This is a genomic window from Brachyspira suanatina, assembly GCF_001049755.1.
Classification (GTDB): Bacteria; Spirochaetota; Brachyspiria; order Brachyspirales; family Brachyspiraceae; genus Brachyspira; species Brachyspira suanatina.
The window spans coordinates 2,139,792-2,158,166 of record NZ_CVLB01000001.1; the positions used below are offsets into that span (position 1 = coordinate 2,139,792).

Annotated in this window: 17 protein-coding genes; 7 read left to right on the forward strand and 10 right to left on the reverse strand. The window is 25.7% G+C overall.

Annotated features, from left to right (window positions below; translation table 11 throughout):
* Positions 1–367: 367 nt before the first annotated feature.
* On the reverse strand, positions 368–1,441 hold the full coding sequence (locus tag BRSU_RS09205) for an ankyrin repeat domain-containing protein (RefSeq protein ID WP_048595032.1): 1,074 nt from the start codon (positions 1,439–1,441) through the stop codon (positions 368–370).
* A gap of 177 nt (positions 1,442–1,618) precedes the next feature.
* A complete protein-coding gene (locus BRSU_RS09210; RefSeq protein WP_048595033.1) occupies positions 1,619–2,788 on the reverse strand; it encodes an ankyrin repeat domain-containing protein in 1,170 nt (389 codons plus the stop codon).
* 337 nt (positions 2,789–3,125) lie between these two features.
* Here BRSU_RS09210 and BRSU_RS09215 point away from each other — a divergent pair, with 337 nt between their 5' ends.
* Positions 3,126–3,998 (forward strand): ankyrin repeat domain-containing protein, encoded by an 873-nt coding sequence (locus BRSU_RS09215; protein WP_048595034.1) that lies wholly within the window; start codon positions 3,126–3,128, stop codon positions 3,996–3,998.
* Positions 3,999–4,075: 77 nt separating this feature from the next.
* On the opposite strand, the gene BRSU_RS09220 is transcribed toward BRSU_RS09215, so the two are convergent.
* On the reverse strand, positions 4,076–4,942 hold the full coding sequence (locus BRSU_RS09220) for an Rpn family recombination-promoting nuclease/putative transposase (protein ID WP_048595035.1): 867 nt from the start codon (positions 4,940–4,942) through the stop codon (positions 4,076–4,078).
* Between the two features lie 124 nt (positions 4,943–5,066).
* Between BRSU_RS09220 and BRSU_RS09225 the strand changes: the two genes are divergently transcribed.
* On the forward strand, positions 5,067–5,867 hold the full coding sequence (locus tag BRSU_RS09225) for a hypothetical protein (RefSeq protein ID WP_048595167.1): 801 nt from the start codon (positions 5,067–5,069) through the stop codon (positions 5,865–5,867).
* 28 nt (positions 5,868–5,895) lie between these two features.
* On the opposite strand, the gene BRSU_RS09230 is transcribed toward BRSU_RS09225, so the two are convergent.
* Positions 5,896–6,786 (reverse strand): Rpn family recombination-promoting nuclease/putative transposase, encoded by an 891-nt coding sequence (locus BRSU_RS09230; protein WP_048595036.1) that lies wholly within the window; start codon positions 6,784–6,786, stop codon positions 5,896–5,898.
* Positions 6,787–6,926: 140 nt separating this feature from the next.
* Between BRSU_RS09230 and mutS the strand changes: the two genes are divergently transcribed.
* Positions 6,927–9,590, forward strand: coding sequence for a DNA mismatch repair protein MutS (gene mutS, locus BRSU_RS09235; RefSeq protein WP_048595037.1), 2,664 nt, complete (start codon positions 6,927–6,929; stop codon positions 9,588–9,590).
* Positions 9,591–9,678: 88 nt separating this feature from the next.
* The gene (locus tag BRSU_RS09240; RefSeq protein WP_008723089.1) at positions 9,679–10,002 is read left to right on the forward strand and encodes a cupin domain-containing protein; all 324 of its coding nucleotides are present in this window, start codon (positions 9,679–9,681) and stop codon (positions 10,000–10,002) included.
* A 536-nt stretch (positions 10,003–10,538) separates the two neighbouring features.
* Here the strand turns inward: BRSU_RS09240 and dcd are convergent.
* Positions 10,539–11,057, reverse strand: coding sequence for a dCTP deaminase (gene dcd, locus BRSU_RS09245; protein ID WP_048595038.1), 519 nt, complete (start codon positions 11,055–11,057; stop codon positions 10,539–10,541).
* 100 nt (positions 11,058–11,157) lie between these two features.
* Between dcd and BRSU_RS09250 the strand changes: the two genes are divergently transcribed.
* Positions 11,158–12,489: a glucose-6-phosphate isomerase gene (locus BRSU_RS09250; protein ID WP_048595039.1), complete on the forward strand. Its 1,332-nt coding sequence runs from the start codon at positions 11,158–11,160 to the stop codon at positions 12,487–12,489.
* A 16-nt stretch (positions 12,490–12,505) separates the two neighbouring features.
* On the opposite strand, the gene BRSU_RS14830 is transcribed toward BRSU_RS09250, so the two are convergent.
* The 3 genes from BRSU_RS14830 to BRSU_RS15025 form a co-directional block, all read right to left on the reverse strand.
* Positions 12,506–12,688, reverse strand: a complete 183-nt coding sequence (locus BRSU_RS14830) for a hypothetical protein (protein ID WP_245158072.1) — start codon at positions 12,686–12,688, stop codon at positions 12,506–12,508.
* Positions 12,689–12,792: 104 nt separating this feature from the next.
* Positions 12,793–13,011, reverse strand: a complete 219-nt coding sequence (locus BRSU_RS14835; protein ID WP_245158080.1) for a class I SAM-dependent methyltransferase — start codon at positions 13,009–13,011, stop codon at positions 12,793–12,795.
* A gap of 43 nt (positions 13,012–13,054) precedes the next feature.
* Positions 13,055–13,180: a hypothetical protein gene (locus BRSU_RS15025; RefSeq protein ID WP_280642057.1), complete on the reverse strand. Its 126-nt coding sequence runs from the start codon at positions 13,178–13,180 to the stop codon at positions 13,055–13,057.
* 213 nt (positions 13,181–13,393) lie between these two features.
* Here BRSU_RS15025 and BRSU_RS09260 point away from each other — a divergent pair, with 213 nt between their 5' ends.
* Both BRSU_RS09260 and BRSU_RS09265 read left to right on the forward strand, forming a co-directional pair.
* The gene (locus BRSU_RS09260) at positions 13,394–14,080 is read left to right on the forward strand and encodes a hypothetical protein (protein ID WP_048595040.1); all 687 of its coding nucleotides are present in this window, start codon (positions 13,394–13,396) and stop codon (positions 14,078–14,080) included.
* 116 nt (positions 14,081–14,196) lie between these two features.
* Positions 14,197–15,858, forward strand: a complete 1,662-nt coding sequence (locus BRSU_RS09265) for a vWA domain-containing protein (protein WP_048595041.1) — start codon at positions 14,197–14,199, stop codon at positions 15,856–15,858.
* A gap of 67 nt (positions 15,859–15,925) precedes the next feature.
* On the opposite strand, the gene BRSU_RS09270 is transcribed toward BRSU_RS09265, so the two are convergent.
* Positions 15,926–16,522 (reverse strand): phosphatase PAP2 family protein, encoded by a 597-nt coding sequence (locus BRSU_RS09270; RefSeq protein ID WP_048595042.1) that lies wholly within the window; start codon positions 16,520–16,522, stop codon positions 15,926–15,928.
* Positions 16,523–16,708: 186 nt separating this feature from the next.
* On the reverse strand, positions 16,709–18,295 hold the full coding sequence (locus BRSU_RS09275) for an alpha-glucoside-specific PTS transporter subunit IIBC (RefSeq protein ID WP_048595043.1): 1,587 nt from the start codon (positions 18,293–18,295) through the stop codon (positions 16,709–16,711).
* Positions 18,296–18,375 lie beyond the last annotated feature (80 nt).

Genomic DNA, 18,375 nt, shown 5'->3' on the forward strand with positions numbered 1-18,375 from the left:
ATATACTACAGCTTAATATTTTAAGAATATATATTAAATGTATGGTAATACATAAAATTTAGGTTAAAAATGCAGTCTTTCGCGAAGCGTATCCGAGCCTGTCGAGGATATAGGTTCTCGCTGCAGGCGGGCTTCGCCTTGGTTACAAAAAGAACTGGGGATGTTATGAAATACGGTGGGAAAAAGAACAATAAAAAATTGACAAACTTAAAATTTTTCATTACATATCAAGTACTTTTGAAACAAGTTTATTATTGCTGTTAATAAAAAAAAAGCTGACAATTAAATCTGCCAGCTGCTCAATTTTTTATTTATTGTTGTTATGCTCGCCACCTGTAAGGGTGCCTACTCGGTCGGCTCACTTATATTATTTTTTTAAAGCCACAATCTCATCATAGCTTTGTTCTTTAGCTAAATCAAAAATTGTTTTTCCGTCTTTATCAACAACAGAAGTATCTGCCCCTTTCTCTATCAAAAGTTTAAGAAGTTCAATATTTTCAGATCTAAGAGCAACAAATATTAAAGGTAAACCAGAAACACTATCAGTTTGAGTATTAATATCAGCACCTTGTTCTATTAAATATTCTGCTATTTCTGTAGTTTTATTTCTTACTGCAGCATTAAGTAATGAATAACTTTTACCTGAGTATGAATAACCATTAGTATATGTCATAGCAGGGTCAACACCTTGAGAAACTAAATATTTTACTATATCAATACATCCTTGAGAAATAGCAACAGCAATTACGGGGCCATACTCAAAATTTGAATAATTTATATCTGCTCCATGTTCTGTAAGTAGTTTAACTTTTTCTAAATTGCATCTTCCTATTATAGCAACATTTAATATATTATCTTTATTTTCTTCTTTAGTACCATAAATAATACCAGTGTCTGCTCCTGCATTTAATAGTTCCTTTACTACTTCCAAATGATAATTTTTTTCAGACTCTACTGCATAATATAAAGCGTCTATATCTCCTTCTTCTTCTCTAAAATTAACATCAGCACCTTGTTGGATAAGTTCTTTTACAAGTTTCAAATATCCCTTTTCTGAAGCTAATTCTAAAGGAGTTCTACTATCATTATCATCTTTCATATTTACATCAGCACCATAAGATATTAATTCAATAGCCTTTTCTTCTGTAGGAAATTTATCAATAGCAAATACTAAAGAAGATTTACTCGGATTTTTTGACTGCCATTCATCGAAAGAATTTTTATCTTTTATAGAATCAATTTCATTAAATAATTTTTCTTCCTCTTCTAACATTGTAGTTTTGTATATATCCCACATATCATTAGAAGCATATCCCTGATAGATTTCATTATTATTATTATTTACTTCTGAATTATTTATTTTTTCGCTTTTACCAGATCCGCAGCTTATTATATTTATTATACTGATTAATATAAAAGCTATTATAATTATTTTTTTCATAAAATACTCCATAATGATTATTGTTTACTATAATATCATAAGTAAATATAAAAGTAAATAAAATACTAATTACCATTATACTGTATATAACAAATCAATTAAAAATATGTTGTTAATAAAAAAAGTTGACAACTAAAGTTATCAGCTGCTCGTTTATCACTTTAAATATTATTTATATTATTTTTCTAAAGCTAATACATCATCATAGCCTTTTTCTCTGGCTATATCAAATACTGTCTTCTTTTCCTTATTTACAACTGTAGTGTCTGCTCCTTTCTCTATTAAAAGTTTTACGAGTGATGTATTTCCATTTTCAATAGCAGTCAATATTAAATTTACAGCTTCTTTGCTATTATCTTTATAATTTGAAGTCATATCATTTTCCATATAATTATCAATAATAGCTTTAGTATTTACATCAGCACCTTTATCTATTAAATATTCTGCTATTTTTGTATCATTATTATTAACTGTAGCAACTAATAAAGAAAATGGTATATTTCTATAATCTGTATATTTCATTGTAGGATCAATGCCTTTTTCAACTAAATATTTCACTATATCAAAACGTTCGCGTCTAATAGCATTAACAATAAAAGGCTCTCCTCTATCATTAACTTTGTCTATATTAGCACCATTTTCTACAAGTGTTTTAAATATTTCAAAATTATTATAATATAAACTTCTGTCTAATATAGTAAAATTGCCTTCCTCGGGATCTGAATAAAGAATATTAGGATTTGCTCCAGAATTTAATAGAACTTTAACTAATTCTAAACTATTTTTATTATTAGCATTAACAGCATAAAATAAAGAATCCGCAGATATATTACCTCTTGAATCTAATTCTCTTGCATTAACATCAGCATTATGATTTATAAGTTCTATAGCTAGTTTTACATATCCGTTAATTGAGGCATTCATTAAAGGAGTAAGCCCACTAAAATCTTTTTGATTGACATCAGCACCATAAGATATTAATTCAATAGCTTTTTCTTCTGTAGGATAATAATCAATAGCAAACTTTATAGGTGTTTGATCTGTATATTTTGACTGCCATTCATCTAAAGAGGCTTTATCTTTTATAAGATTAAAATCTGCAATAACTTGTGAATATTTTTCAGCTGATGAAGCACTATAATAAATATTAGTGGCATATCCTTCATACTCTTTTGTATTGCTTTCTAGTGTATTGGTATTAATTACAGAAGTTAATTTAGTATCGGTTTCTACATTATTTGTATTAACGGCATTAGTATTTGCAGTTACTTCTGCATTATCGTTTTTTTTAGAATTACAGCTTATTATACTGATTAATATTAAAGCTGTGATAATTATTTTTTTCATAAAACATTCCTTAATCATTATTGTTTGCTATAATATCATAAGTAAATATAAAAGTAAATAAAATACTAATTTCTTATTGCTGCTAACGATAAACTTATTATTATATATAAAAAATCTCGCCTTAAAATATCTATCAGCTAAAGCTGACAGATGCTCGATTTTTTATTTTTAAAATATAGCTGACAACTAAAGTTATCAGCTGCTCGTTTATCGCTTTAAAAATATATTAATATATAATTTATATTAATATATTAGCAATAATAAAAAATATATTGACAGAATATACCAATATACTGTATAATCAAAAACCTAATACTAGGTTAAAAAGAGGTTTATGATGAAAGTATTATGTATTATTATATTTATTATTAGTTCGTGCATTTCTTATGCTCAAGTGAGTGATGATTTTAAAAATTTAGCGACAACAAATAAAGAATCAGCATTATACAAATCAGTAATATCAGAAAATATTGATGAGTTTAAATATGTAATTGAAAATATTGAAAACAATAAAGAATATATAACTTACTCTATAACAAACATTGAAACATGGTATAACTATATACCCAATTTAAGCACTAATAGTTTCTCTAATTTCGTAAAAGTTTTATTAGATAATGGAATGGATATTAACGAATCTGGAAAAAATCTTATACTTGATGTAAGTAAGTCCTACAATTCACATCGTCAACCTAAATTCGGAGCAAGTGAAATTATAGGAGTTCCAGATAGTAAATATAAAATTGAAACACTGATGAATCTCGGAGCAAATATTAATATACAAGATAATGACGGAAATGGTATACTTCACTATATACTTTCCAGAGATAATATAGGAACAGAAGAATATGATATTTTTGAAATGCTTATAAAAAACGGAATCAATATTAATTTACAAAATAATGATGGAGATACTGCACTTCATAAAATTTCATATAAAAAAGATAATGGGTATAGAAATATTGATATGGAAAAAAAAGTTATATCTCTTTTTATAGAAAATAATGCAGATAAAAACATAAAAAATAATAATGGAAAAAAAGCGTATCCCGGAGAATTTATATATAATATAAAATTAATTTTTAGTAATATATTTAATATATTATACTATATTTTTATAATTATAATTATAATTATAGTTGATATATTCTATTCTATATTCTATGTAATATCAGGATTTATTTACAATATAGCTAGATTTTTTAGATAATTTATTTTTATACTGATTAAAATTATATATATTATTATTTTTTCATAGAACTAAAATTATGATATAAATTTTTTATATCATAATTTTTCTATTTTTTCTATACTAAGTCCTGTTAATTCGCTTATAAGATTTAAATCCATATTTTTATTTTTCATATTTCTAGCTAGAGAATATTTTTCTTGTTCTATACCTTTTTGTATTCCTTCTTCTATACCCTTTATACGCTCTTCATTAAGCATTAAAACATTAAAGTAATCTCTTTCATAATTACTGTAACCATTATATAAATCATTACTATTAACAAATTTATTATATTCTTCATATACTTCTTTCATTATAGGGTTTTTCTTTACTAATATTTCCATAGTATCCTCCAATTTATCTTTAGAATTTAAAAACTCAAACCAATCTGATAAACCTTTATACAATTTATTATTACTATTGAATTTTTTCAATTCAAGAAAGTGAATCTCTAAATGATTAGTTAATATATGATTGGTTTCAAGCTCTTTAATAAAGTAACAGCTATGAGGTTTATCTATACCTTTTATCAAATTAAAATCTAAAATATTAATACTTATTACGGGTGTTAAATCTGAATATATATCCTTAGATTTTAAATTTGTAAAATAATTTTTAGCCCAATAGTATAAACTTCTATATATAAATGATTGATTACCTATTCTTTGTATTTCTATTATTATAGTTTCGCCTGATTTCGTTTTTGCCTTAACATCTGCTATTGATTCTTTATAAAATACATTTTCTTTTAAATTAAAAGTATTCAAAACTTCTATATATTCAAAAGGCTCTTGATTAGAATCTATCCTAACAGAATTAATAAGATTTTTAAGTATATGCTCATGTCCCTCTTTGGCAAACATATAACGCATAAAATAATCATTAAGCACATTAAATTTTTTATTATTTGATCTCAATTCCATAAAATTATTATAATGAATTTTTATTCTTTGTCAAATAGTATCAATTAAATATATATTAACAAAATATATTTAGTTTATGAATATTCTAGTATTTAATTTTGACAAAAAAGTATATAATAATATTATGAACAAATATGCATCTCCAATATATCAATACAAAGGAAGAGTTAATTTAATAATCTCTTCAATATCAGCTTTAATAAATTTAACAGCATTACTAAATATAAACAATTTTAATTTAATAACATTCAATACAGTATATTTATTTAGCTTCTTTTCAGTATTTATGTTTATCAATTCCCGTACAGTTTATACTAACATTTTTAAAAATTACAAGAAAGAAATAAAAAATAAAACTATATTCTCTTTTATTGGTTTTGTTATATCATTAATCTTGTATATATTGATTACAAAAATTGTTTTTAATAAAATAGCAGTATCATTTAAATATGCTATTCTTCCTATTATGAATTTTATTTCCATAATACTAGCTAATACAGTATATTTTATATTAGAAAAACTTTTTATAAATAAAGATAAACATTTCTTTAATATTAAATGCATTTCAAATATATTATTAATATCATTTGCATATACATCAGTTTTTATAGCATTATATTTATTTTATGAATCTAAATACATTATTATTTTACTAAGTATATCAAACTCATTATTATCATCAGCAATACTATCAGTTTTTAATATAATGTCATCGAAGTTTATGAATCCTTGGAGCAGGTTTATATTTGTAAATGCTAGTTATATAATATCTTTTATTTTATCTTTAATAATATCTTCTATTTTAATAGCGATTTTCTTTACATTTACACTAAAAATATTTGTTTCTACTTTTATGATAATATTATTGTCATTTATAATTTCTATTTTATTAGCCCATTATATAAAAGCATATTCATATTTATAAATAGAACTCAAAATATAAATTTTTTATATCATAATTTTTCTATTTTTTCTATACTAAGTCCTGTTAATTCGCTTATAAGATTTAAATCCATATTTTTATTTTTCATATTTCTAGCTAGAGAATATTTTTCTTGTTCTATACCTTGTTCTATCCCTTCTTTAATACCTTCCTCTTTCCCTTCTACTCTTCCTAATCTTCTTTCCTCTTCCAGCATTATTTGATTGCCATATAAATATGCTTGTCTTTTATCATATTCGTTCATCATTAATCTGTCTTTTATAAAGTTATTATATCTTCTTTGTACTTCTTCCATTATAGGTTTCTCTTTTACTAATTCTGACATTATAACCTCCTTATTATCATTATCTTTCATAGTAAAAAATTTAAGCCAACAATTTAAATCATATTCTAATGAATCATATTTGAATTTTTTCAATTCTATTATATGTATTTGTAAATGGTCAGTAAGTAATCTTTTATTATTGGTGTCATAAATCATATAACAAGAATGTATAGAATCATTATCATCTAAATTAAAATTAAGCAAATTGATACTAATTACTGGAGTTAGAGCATCATATTTTTCTCCTTGTTTCAAAAGTTTACTATAATTAGAAGCCCAATAATATAATATTCTTTCTGGAAATCTTGAATTACCTTGTAATTGTATTTCTATAATAACAACTGTTCCATTTTGTGTAATACATTTTACATCTGCAATAGTTTCTTTATCTTCGTAATTCTCTTTATAGTTAAATGGTGTCAATATTTCTACAGATCTAAAAGTTTTCATTCCAGAATCAAGCATTATTGAATTAATAAAGTCTAATAATATTGCTTCACTGCCTTTATCGGAGAAAAGATATCTCACAAAGTAATCATTTAAAACATTAAAGTTATTATTTGATCTCAATTCCATAAAATCATTATAATGAATTTTTATTCTTTGTCAAATACTATATATTTTATTATTTGGCATATAAAACGAATAAATTCAAATTTGATTAAAGATTAAAAATATATTATACTAACCCTAAAATTTATAAACGGATAACTATAATGCAAGAAACATTTTTTGGAAGCGAAAAAGAAGAAAATCAAAAACTCACACCTATGATGAGGCAGTACAAAGAAATAAAAGATAAATATAGTGACAGTATACTTCTTTTTAGAATGGGAGATTTTTACGAAGTATTTTTTGATGATGCAAAAGTAGTATCCGATATATTGGGGCTTACACTTACAAAGAGAGCTAATGTTCCTATGGCAGGAGTTCCTTATCATGCTATAGACAATTATTTATCAAGATTAGTTAAATCTGGAATGAAGATTGCTATATGCGATCAAATGGAAGACCCAAAACTTGCAAAAGGTATAGTAAAAAGAGAGGTTACTCAGGTTATAACTCCGGGTACAATTTCAGAAAATAAATACCTTGAATCAAAAAGCAATAATTATTTAGCTTCTGTAATAGTATCAAAAAGTGAGAAAAATGCTGCTTTATCTATATGCGATATTTCTACAGGAGAACTTTATGCTACAGAAATAAATTCTAATTTAGAAAATCAAAATGAAGCTGTAAAAGAAATCATTAATGAGCTTACAGAAGAAATTATAAGATTCTCTCCTAAAGAGATTATGACTATAGAATCAGTTTCTGAAAGTGTCATTATAAAAGAAATTCAAAATAAATTTAATAATATATTCTACAGCACTACTCCAAATTATACCGCAGAATATTCTTATGCATATAAAACATTAACAAATCATTTTAAAACAGTATCATTAAAAAGTTTCGGTATAGAAGAAAAGCCTCTTTTAATATCCTTATTAGGATCAACTATATTCTATATACAGGAACTTTCAAAAACTTCTCTTGAACATATTTCAAATATTAAACTATATAATAGAAGAGATTCTATGACTTTGGATTATGCCACAATAGCAAGTTTGGAAATATTAGAAACTATAAGAAATGATAATAATAAAATGACATTATTTGACACCATAGACAGAACAAAAACTTCTATGGGAGCGAGATATTTAAAAAGAATAATCGTAGAACCACTATTAAATATAGAAGAAATAAATAAAAGACTTAATAATGTAGAGTTTTTCTATAAAAATCAAAAGTTTATGTATAAAATAAGAGATTTGCTTCAAGATATTGGAGATATAGAAAGACTAGCATCGAAATTGGCATTAGGAAGGATTAATCCTAAGGAATTAGTATCATTAAAAAGATTTTTAGTAGGTTCTCTTGAAGTTGTAACAGAACTTGCAATGAATAACTTTGAAGATGTGAACTTTGAGGAAGTTAATGATATAAAAATAATAACTGATTTAATAGAGCGTGCAATATTAGAGGATCCAAAAGTTGTTATAAATGAAGGCGACATTATAAAAGATGATTACGATGAAACATTAAAAAAATATAATGAAGCTAGAAGAGAAGGAAGGTCTTGGATAGCAGAACTTGAATATAATTACAAACAAGATACAGGAATAAACAATTTAAAAATAAGATATAATAATGTTATAGGTTATTATGTAGAAGTAACAAAATCAAATGTATCATCAGTTCCAAGCGATTTCATAAAAAGACAAACATTAATAGGAAGTGAAAGATACACTACAAGCAAATTAATGGAATATGAAACTATTATAAATGAAGCTAATGAAAAAAGTTATGCATTAGAATACAATATATTTATTGAGGTGAGAAATAAAACCAACGAATATTTAAACTCAATATTAAAAATGGCAAGAGTAATTTCTATAATAGATGTTTATTCTTCTCTTGCTTGTTTAGCTAAAGAAGACAATTACATAAAGCCAATAATAACAGATGACGGTATAATAGATATAAAAGACGGAAGACACCCAGTCGTAGAAGTTAATCTAAAAACAGAAAGTTTTATTCCTAATGATACATATTTAGATAATAAAAATGAACATATGCTTATAATTACAGGTCCTAATATGAGTGGTAAGAGTACATATTTAAGACAAACAGCTTTGATAGTATTGCTTGCTCAAATAGGTTCATTCGTTCCTGCATCAAGTGCAAAAATTTCTATAGTTGACCGTATATTTACTCGCGTTGGAGCTAGCGATAATATAGCAAGAGGAGAAAGTACATTCTTAGTAGAAATGAATGAAACAGCATATATTCTAAATCATTGTACAGATAAAAGTCTTGTTATAATGGACGAAATAGGACGAGGAACTTCAACTTATGACGGACTTTCTATTGCTTGGGCTATAGTGGAATATTTAGTTCATGAAGAAAACAAAAAAGCTAAAACTTTATTCGCCACACATTACCATGAACTTACTATGCTTGAAGATTTACAAGGAGTTAAAAACTATAAAGTATTAGTTGAAGAATATAAAGATGAAATAATATTCATGAAAAAAGTTACTGAAGGAGCTGCTAAATCTAGTTATGGTATATATGCTGCCAAAATAGCAGGTGCCCCTAATAAAGTTATAAAAAGAGCTACTGAAATATTAAAAAGATTAGAAGCTGATGCAAGTGTTCAGGTGGAAAATATAGAATTAAATAATCAAAAATCTAAAGATATACTTCCGCTTTATGAAGAACCTAAAATCATAGAAAAAGAAAGCGAAATAGAAAAAGAGATAAAAGATTTGAATATTAATATGATAACACCTCTTGATGCTATGAATTTAATTAATAAATGGAAGAACATGATATGAAAATATCATGTTAATTTCATTGATTTTTTCATAAATTCAATTTTAAGAGGTTGCAAGCCGAAATTATAGTATAATAATGAGGTGTACAATGACTGAACAATATTACTACAAATCAACAACTGAAAGAGAATTCGACTGCGTAAAAGATGATGAGAGATTGATAGAAACTTTGTCTGATAAAGGCTATACTGTTTATGCCATTGCACAAAAATCTAATCAATTAATACCATATCATGAACATCCTTCCGAAGAAATGGTAATAGTATTAAGCGGTAAAGTAAGATATATAGTAGAAGAAGAAATCGTGGATTTAGAAGAAGGTGATATTATAAGAGTAAGACCGCATTCTGTGCATTCCATGATAGGAATTTCTGAAAATGGAATATCTAATTTACTTTTAGTATTTATTTAATCTTTTATAAATTAATAGCAAAAAATAAATTTGTGTAATATAATCTAAAATTATGTTACATTAAAAATTTTCAGTATATACCTAAACAACTATATTTTGACAATTTTATTTTTTATATTGTTATTATTTTCGGGGACTAGCCCATGAACCCCCAGTTCTTTTACGACCGAAGGAAGTACTGTAAGTATTGGTATAAGGCACAGCCCGCCTCACGAAGTGTGCCTACGGCAGGCGAGAACCAAAATAACTACATTTTTAGTCCAAATTTAGGATATATCCTATATTTAATAAGTATTTTTCAAATATAAAGTTCTAGCAATTGAGTTTTCGCGAAGCGTGCCGACGAAGTCCACCTGCAGTGGTGGCAGCTACTTTGACGAAGTCCGACAAAAAAGTAGATAACATTTATATAAAGTGCATCGGCTGACAAACTTAAAAATATTTGGTATATACCAAATATATTTCAAATGTAAAAATTGAAATGGATTATTTTTAATATAAAAGTATTAATTAAAAAATTTAATACAAATACTAAATTACTTGAAATCTTTATAAAGCATACTAGGCTGAACATCAGTATTATTCTGGTATTTACTGCTTGTATACTCTTCATATTCTCCGTCTATTGTATGATAATAAAGCTGAGCTATTTCAACTCCGGGATATATTATTATAGGCTTTATACAGAAAATTTCTAAAGTCCAGTATCCTGCAAATCCAACATCACCAAAACCAGCAGTAATATGAATAAATATTCCAAGCCTTCCTATAGATGATCTACCCTCTATCATAGGAACAAATTTTTTAGTGTTGGTATACTCTAAAGTTCTTCCTAAATATAATTCATTAGGTTTTAATTCGTATCCAGATTCAGGTATTATTATTTCCTTTACACTATTAGGTTTTTTCATATCAAGAACATTATCTTTATATACTAAAAGTTTATTATGAAGTTTTACATTATAACTATTTGAATTTAATTGTTTTCTATTAAATGGTTCTATTATTATATCTTTTCCTAAATTTTTTTCTATTTCAAGCCCTGACAAAATCATCTATTTATTTTCCTGCAATTTATTTTAAATTATTTCGCTTTATTTTTCGGTATTATTATAGTATAATTTATTAAGTAAAATAAAATTATGGAGTTATTAAATGCTATCTATAAATTATAAAAACGTATTAGGATTTTTACAAGAGCATGAACTAGAATATTTTGCCGAAAAAGCTAAATATGCAAATGAACTTCTTGAAAACAAAAAAGGTGCTGGCAATGATTTTTTAGGATGGGTTAATTTACCAACAGAAGCTTTAAAAATGGTAAAAGAAATTGATGAATTAGCTAAAGAAATTAGAGAAAATGCTGAAGTTTTAGTATCTGTTGGTATAGGCGGATCTTATTTAGGAGCAAGAGCTGTTATAGAATCTTTTTTAAACCCTTTTGTTTCCGCTAAAAAAGGAAATACTCAAGTTATATATGCCGGTCATAATATGAACGGAGAATATTTCAAAAATTTATTAGATTATTTAGAAGGTAAAGATTTTTATATCAATGTAATATCTAAAAGCGGTACTACAACTGAACCTGCTATAGCATTCAGAGTATTAAAAGAATATGCTGAAAAAAGATACGGTAAAGATGAAGCTGCTAAAAGAATAATAGCTACTACAGATAAAGCTAAAGGAGCTTTAAAAACATTATCTACAGAAAATAAATATAGAACTTTTGTTATACCTGATGATGTAGGAGGAAGATATTCTGTACTTACACCTGTTGGATTAATTCCTATTGCTGTTGCAGGAATAAGCATTGAAGAGCTTATAAAAGGCTTTGATTCTATGGCTAAATTAACTAAAGAAATGGATTATAAGAAAAACCCTTCTATGTTATATGCTATACTTAGAAATATCCTTTATAGTAAAGGATTTAGTACTGAAATAATGGTTAACTATATACCTAGAATGCATTATATATCTGAATGGTGGAAGCAATTATACGGAGAAAGCGAAGGAAAAGATAAAAAAGGTATTTTCCCTGCTTCTGTTGATTTCTCTACTGATTTACACTCTTTAGGTCAATTCATACAGGATGGTAAAAGAGGATTATTTGAAACTGTTATAAGAGTTGATAAAGAAGATATCGATTTAACTATGAAAAAAGAAGCTTCTGATTTAGACGGACTTAATTATTTGGAAGGTAAAACTTTGCATGAAATAAATAAATCAGCATTAGAAGCTACTGTACTTGCCCATGTTGATGGAGGAGTACCAAATATTATAGTAGATATAGATAAAATTACTCCATTCACTATCGGAGAGCTTTTATACTTCTTTGAAAAATCTTGCGGTATATCTGGTCATTTACTTGGTGTTAATCCATTCGATCAGCCTGGTGTAGAAGCATACAAGAAAAACATGTTTGCTATGCTTGGTAAAAAAGGTTATGAAGAAATGGGTAAAACTTTGAGAGCAAGATTAGGTAAATAATTAATTAAAAATATTATTAATAAGGCTGATAATAAATAATACTTATTATCAGCTTTAATTTTATATATCTATTATTTTTTCCTGCAACAGAATATATAAAACCTTTTATCTGTTTCTTATCTATTACATCAAATCCATTTTTCAGCATTCGTTTATATATACTTTCTTTGTTTTCTGTGCGGCAATCTCCACTTTTCATAATATTAAATAAAATATTATTATCTATCCAAGCTGCAACTCCTCCTACTCCTGTATCTGATAATATATAAATTCATCATTTTTTAAGAACGCTGCAAACATCTTTCATAGCATCATCAGGATACGGATAATAATGAAACTCTGTATGCATGTTACTATATCAAAAGTATTATCATTAAAAGGAAGTTTGTTGGCAGTACCTAATATAAATTCAGTATCCTTTATATTTTTAGATTTAGAAATATTTATCATCTCTTCTGATAAATCAAGTCCATAAAATTCTGCGGTATCTTTATATTTTTTAGCATATTTATTAAGTAACATGTTCCACAACCTATATCTAAAAGTTTATTATAATCTATATTTTTTAAATATTCTGACACATAATTACATCTAATTTTTCCATACTTAGAATAATAAATAATATACTTTTTATATAAATACTAGCTTGCTTATTAAAATATTCTTTTGATAATTTTTTATAATCTTTCATAAATATTATCCTTGCATTTTAAATGTTAGCATAATCTAACATTTAAAATAATTAAATCAATAATAAACTTTTATTAATATTTTCATATATTTAATTATGTAAAAATAAATTATTTTTAAAAAAAGACATTATTTCATATTCTTTTTATAATACATTTATTTCTATTTATTGTATAAACTGTTTTATATATCAATAATTTTAAAGGAAAACATTATGAAAAAAATATTAATACTTTTTATTATTATGATATCTTTTATATCAATAATATCTTGCAATAATAAAGAAAAAAAACAAGCTAATAATTCTCAGCAAAATACTCAAAAAATAATAAAAACAGGAGAATGGGATATTAATCCTAAGCAAATAAATTCAATAGATGAAAATATTAAAACTATTTTTGATAATACTGTAAAAAATTTATTAGGTGTGAAAAGAGAATTAATGCTATATCTTGGAAACCAAACAGTAAATGGAGTCAATTATGCTTTTATTTGCCGAAGTGAAATAACATATCCTTCAGCATCTCCTTATTATGAGATAATTATATGCAATGTATCTCCTTCAAATGAAATATCTATAGTAAAATTAGAAAAGATAATAGAAAGCAGTCAAAGCAGTGTAGGAGGAATAGTATGCACTTCTTCTGATGAAGCTAAAATAAATATATCCAATTCTAAAGAAGCAAATGATATTATTAAAATATTCAAAAATGCAGTTAAAGATATAAAAGATACAAAATATACTCAAGAACTTTATATTGCAAATCAAGTAGTAAAAGGAATTAATTATTATTTCATAGCTAATGCTGAGCTTAATGACGGAACTCATTCAATAAAACTAGTAACTATAAATAATTTTATGGAATCAAGTGAAGTAATTGAAGTAAAAAATATTCTATAATACAGAGAAGTTAAGAATTATGTAAACTCATTGTAAAAAATATTATATATCAATTAACATAACAATGCAGGTTTATGATATCCTTAACCGATAATAACTTGTAAGAGGGTATCAACATGAAAAACATAAGATATAAATATTTATTTGTTATTTTATCGGTAGTATTCATTTCTACTTTAGAAAATTTATATGGCCAAATTGCTGTAAATACTTATTCTTTAGAAATTAATACTAACGATATAGAGATAGTAAAATATATAAATGGCTATCAAATTTACTTAAAGAAAAAGCCTAATGTATATGGATACAGAATCCAATTAAAAAGACAAGACGGGCTTAATTCTTATATTTATATTGATAACAGCGGTAATACTAATTCTATAATTAGAATAAGAGAAAGTGATTATCATTATAAAATTGGAGAAGTGTTTAAAGTATTTATTCCGCAAAATGTATATTTAGATAATAGAAATAATAATTCTTTATTTACTTTAAGGGATAATATTACTCTTATTTTAGAAGCTTATGATATTAATAATAATACTTTAATAAATAATGAAATAATATTAAAGGCAAATAATACTGAAGCTTCAACACCTACTATAACACTTAGAAATGTGGAAAAGGAAGGTGATCTATATGCATTTTATTTATACTATTCCGGAGGAGATAACGGAGAGTATGCATTTTATGTAAGAGAAGGAAAAACAAATACATCATATAAATTGATAGATACTTCTTATGGAAATACAGGAAATTACGATAGCAGCGGTATAATATTAGAAGATACTTTTAATAGAGTATTGGGTAAAAAACTTTATATAAAAGCATATTTTAAACAGCTTCCTGAAGATAGATATTTATCATTTAATGTATTCAATACACAAGGAGAGAGTTTCACTTATCCTATAGACTATGTTATAGAAACTACAAATGTAAAACAAGAAGTAACACCTCCTCAAATGCCTAGCGGAGGAAATGAAGGACCTGTAAAAATAAGACCTAGAGATAGAGTTATAGAAACTTCTACAAATACTATAATAGTAAAAAAAGATGCTGCTCCTCCTACTAAAGAAAGTAATGAGATAAAAATTTTATCATCTGCTAATATTGTTGAAAAACCTGTAATTAATGAAAAGTCTGCCGCAGAAGAGAATTTTAATTACAACTTGGAAGCTATGAATAATTTAAATAATGCCAGCAAATCATTCAATACACCTAATAATTACGTAAAAAATGCAGATGAATTGAGTGATAAATTTAAAAGCATTATTAAAAGATATAAAGATGAAGGAAGTATGGACTTAGTTATAGTACTAGACACAACAGAAAGTATGCATCCTTATTTGAAAACCATAAAAAGAGATATAAGAGGTATGGTTACAGAATTATTCGATGCTCATAAATATTCCAGAGTAGGTTTTTTACTTTATAGAGATGTTAAAGATACTTACCTTACAAAAAAGATAGACTTCAGCGATAATATTAACTTTATAAATAGAGAAGTTAACTATTTTTATGCTGCAGGAGGCGGAGATAAGGCAGAACCTATGTATGAAGCTTTACAGGAAGCATTAGAAACATTTGATTATATTAATCAAAAAAGATTGGTAATAGTATTAACAGATGCCCCTGCTAAAGTTATTGGAAGAGCTAATTTGGATTTAAATTTATCTACAGCTAAAACAAAAAATGTTACTGTAGAATTTATATTAGCATCAGAAATAGAAGAAGAGGAAGATTTTTCTGATGATTATTTATACTTTTTAAATTTCTAAATAACAAAATAAGTAATGTTGATAATAATGGATAAAGCCCTTATCTTATTATAGGTTTGGGCTTTCATTATATATGCGGATTATCAAATTTATTTAAAATTTTAATTTGATTTAATCTATATTCAATATTCAATTTTTTAAAAATCATATAAGTTAAAGAAGATACAGTGATTCCAATAAATACTCCGAATACTACATCACTAGGATAATGAACTACTAAATAAACTCTTGAAAAACCTATCAATAAAGCAATCAATATGGCTGCAAAACTATATCTTTTATTAAAATATAAAAAAATTGGAAAAAATACAGCAAATGATGCTGTAGTATGAGAAGACGGACAAGAAAATGAAGTTTCAATGTGCTTTCCAACAGCAATCCAATATTCATTATAAATAGGATCTGTAAAAGGACGTTCTCTTGCTATTAATGGTTTTAATATAATGGCGCCTATGAATATAGATATAAATAAACTTACAGCCATATTAATACCGCAAACTCTAGTTCTTTTTATAAATATCAATATAATTGTAAATATCATTAAAGGTATTGATTCACCTAAATATGTTATAGATGAAAAAAACAAATCAAATATTTTACAATTATTATGTAAACTATGAGCAAATTCTATTAAAGTTTTATCGAATATATTTATTATCTCCATTAGAATTCCTATAATTAATTTTTCTATAAAACAGTTATATCGTAAATATGTGATAAATATTTATTCCTTTTAATAATGATCTATATAAAAATATGAAAGGAATTATATTTTCCTTCCCTATTCTAATTTTATATAACTACATATTTTTATTTTCTTTATATTATATTAAAAATATTGAATTTAGTACTATTCATCATTTTTTAGAAGTTCTTCAAATTTAGCTTTTACTTGAGAAACGGATAATCCAATTATTATCTGTATAGCATTTCCTTTTTTCACAACACCGTAAGATCCGGCTTTTTGAAAATATGCTGCATCTTTTACAAGATTAATATCTTTTACCGTTACTCTTAATCTAGTAGCACAATTGGTAAAATGTTCTATATTATTTCTGCCGCCTAAAGCTTCCAAATAAATAGCAGCTTGATCTTCAAAATTTGATTTTTTAACTTCTCTTTCTTCTTTATAATCTTTTTTAGTATAAAGTTTAATATCACTATCCCCTCTTCCAGGAGTTTTAATATTAAATTTTAATATTAAAAATCTAAACAAAAAAAACCATATAGCAGTAAATATAAGCCCTATAACAATATTTGCTATGACCATAGCAGAATGATTTTTTATGGCAAATATCCAGTTTTGAGTTATGAAAGCTATTAACCCTGATCCATAATTTCCTACTACTCCTCCAACTACATATAATACCGTAGATAAAGTGGCAGCCAAAATAGAATGTACTAAAAATAAGAAAGGAGATATAAATAAAAATGTAAACTCTAAAGGTTCAGTAATACCTACAAGCACCGATGTTAATGTTACCGGTATAAGCAAAGCAGCAATCTTCTTTCTATTTTCATTATTGGCACAAAAATAAATTGCCAAAGCCAAACCAGGAGCACCAAAAACTTTTGAGTTACCATGCAAAGCAAATCCTCCTTCAGGAAACAGATCTTTAAAAGGCTCAAGCATATTTGAAAACTCAGCAACATGATTTATCCAATATGCTTCTATACCTTCAGGGACTACAGCAGGTCCATAAATAAAAGGTCCGTAAATAAAATGATGCAGCCCGGTAGGTATCAATATACGCTCTAAAAAAGTATATATAAATACTCCTACACCGCCGGCTTTTATTAAAAATGTCTGCATTGAATATATTAAATTCTGTATTTTAGGCCATATCAAACATGTTAAAAATGCTAAAACTAATACAACAAAGAAACCTATAATATGTACAAAAGATGTTCCCTGAAATACTCCTAAATAATCCGGCAGTTTTGTTTCATAGAATCTATTATGAATAATAGTTATGACAAAACCTATAAATATTGCCCCTATTATGTTTGTATCTAATGTTTTAATACCTGCTATTAAAGTTAAACCGCTTACTCCGCCTACTTCCTGAGTAAAATCAACTCCGAAATAAGGTCCAAAAAAATTAAGTATAGCAGATATAAAATAGTTATATGATAAATAACATATCAAAGTTGCTAATATTGCTCTTTCAGGCGCCATTTTTGAAAGACCTATAGGAATACCTAAACAGAAAAATAAAGGCATATTTCTGAATATAGTCCAAGCACCTTCTTCTATTATAAATACAAACTTATAAAATATACCTTCTGGATCAGCTAAATTTCCAACTATATACTGATCCTTAAAAATAATTGTAAGGCCTGCAATTAAACCAGAAAAAGAAAAAAGTAATACAGGTACAAACATAGCCGCACCAAATTTTTGGAAACTAGCCCTCAAATCAATATTAGCAAACATTTTATATTCCTAGCATTTTAATCTTATATAAAATAAATAATAATAAATCAAACTCTAAAATATTATATAAGAAACAAAAA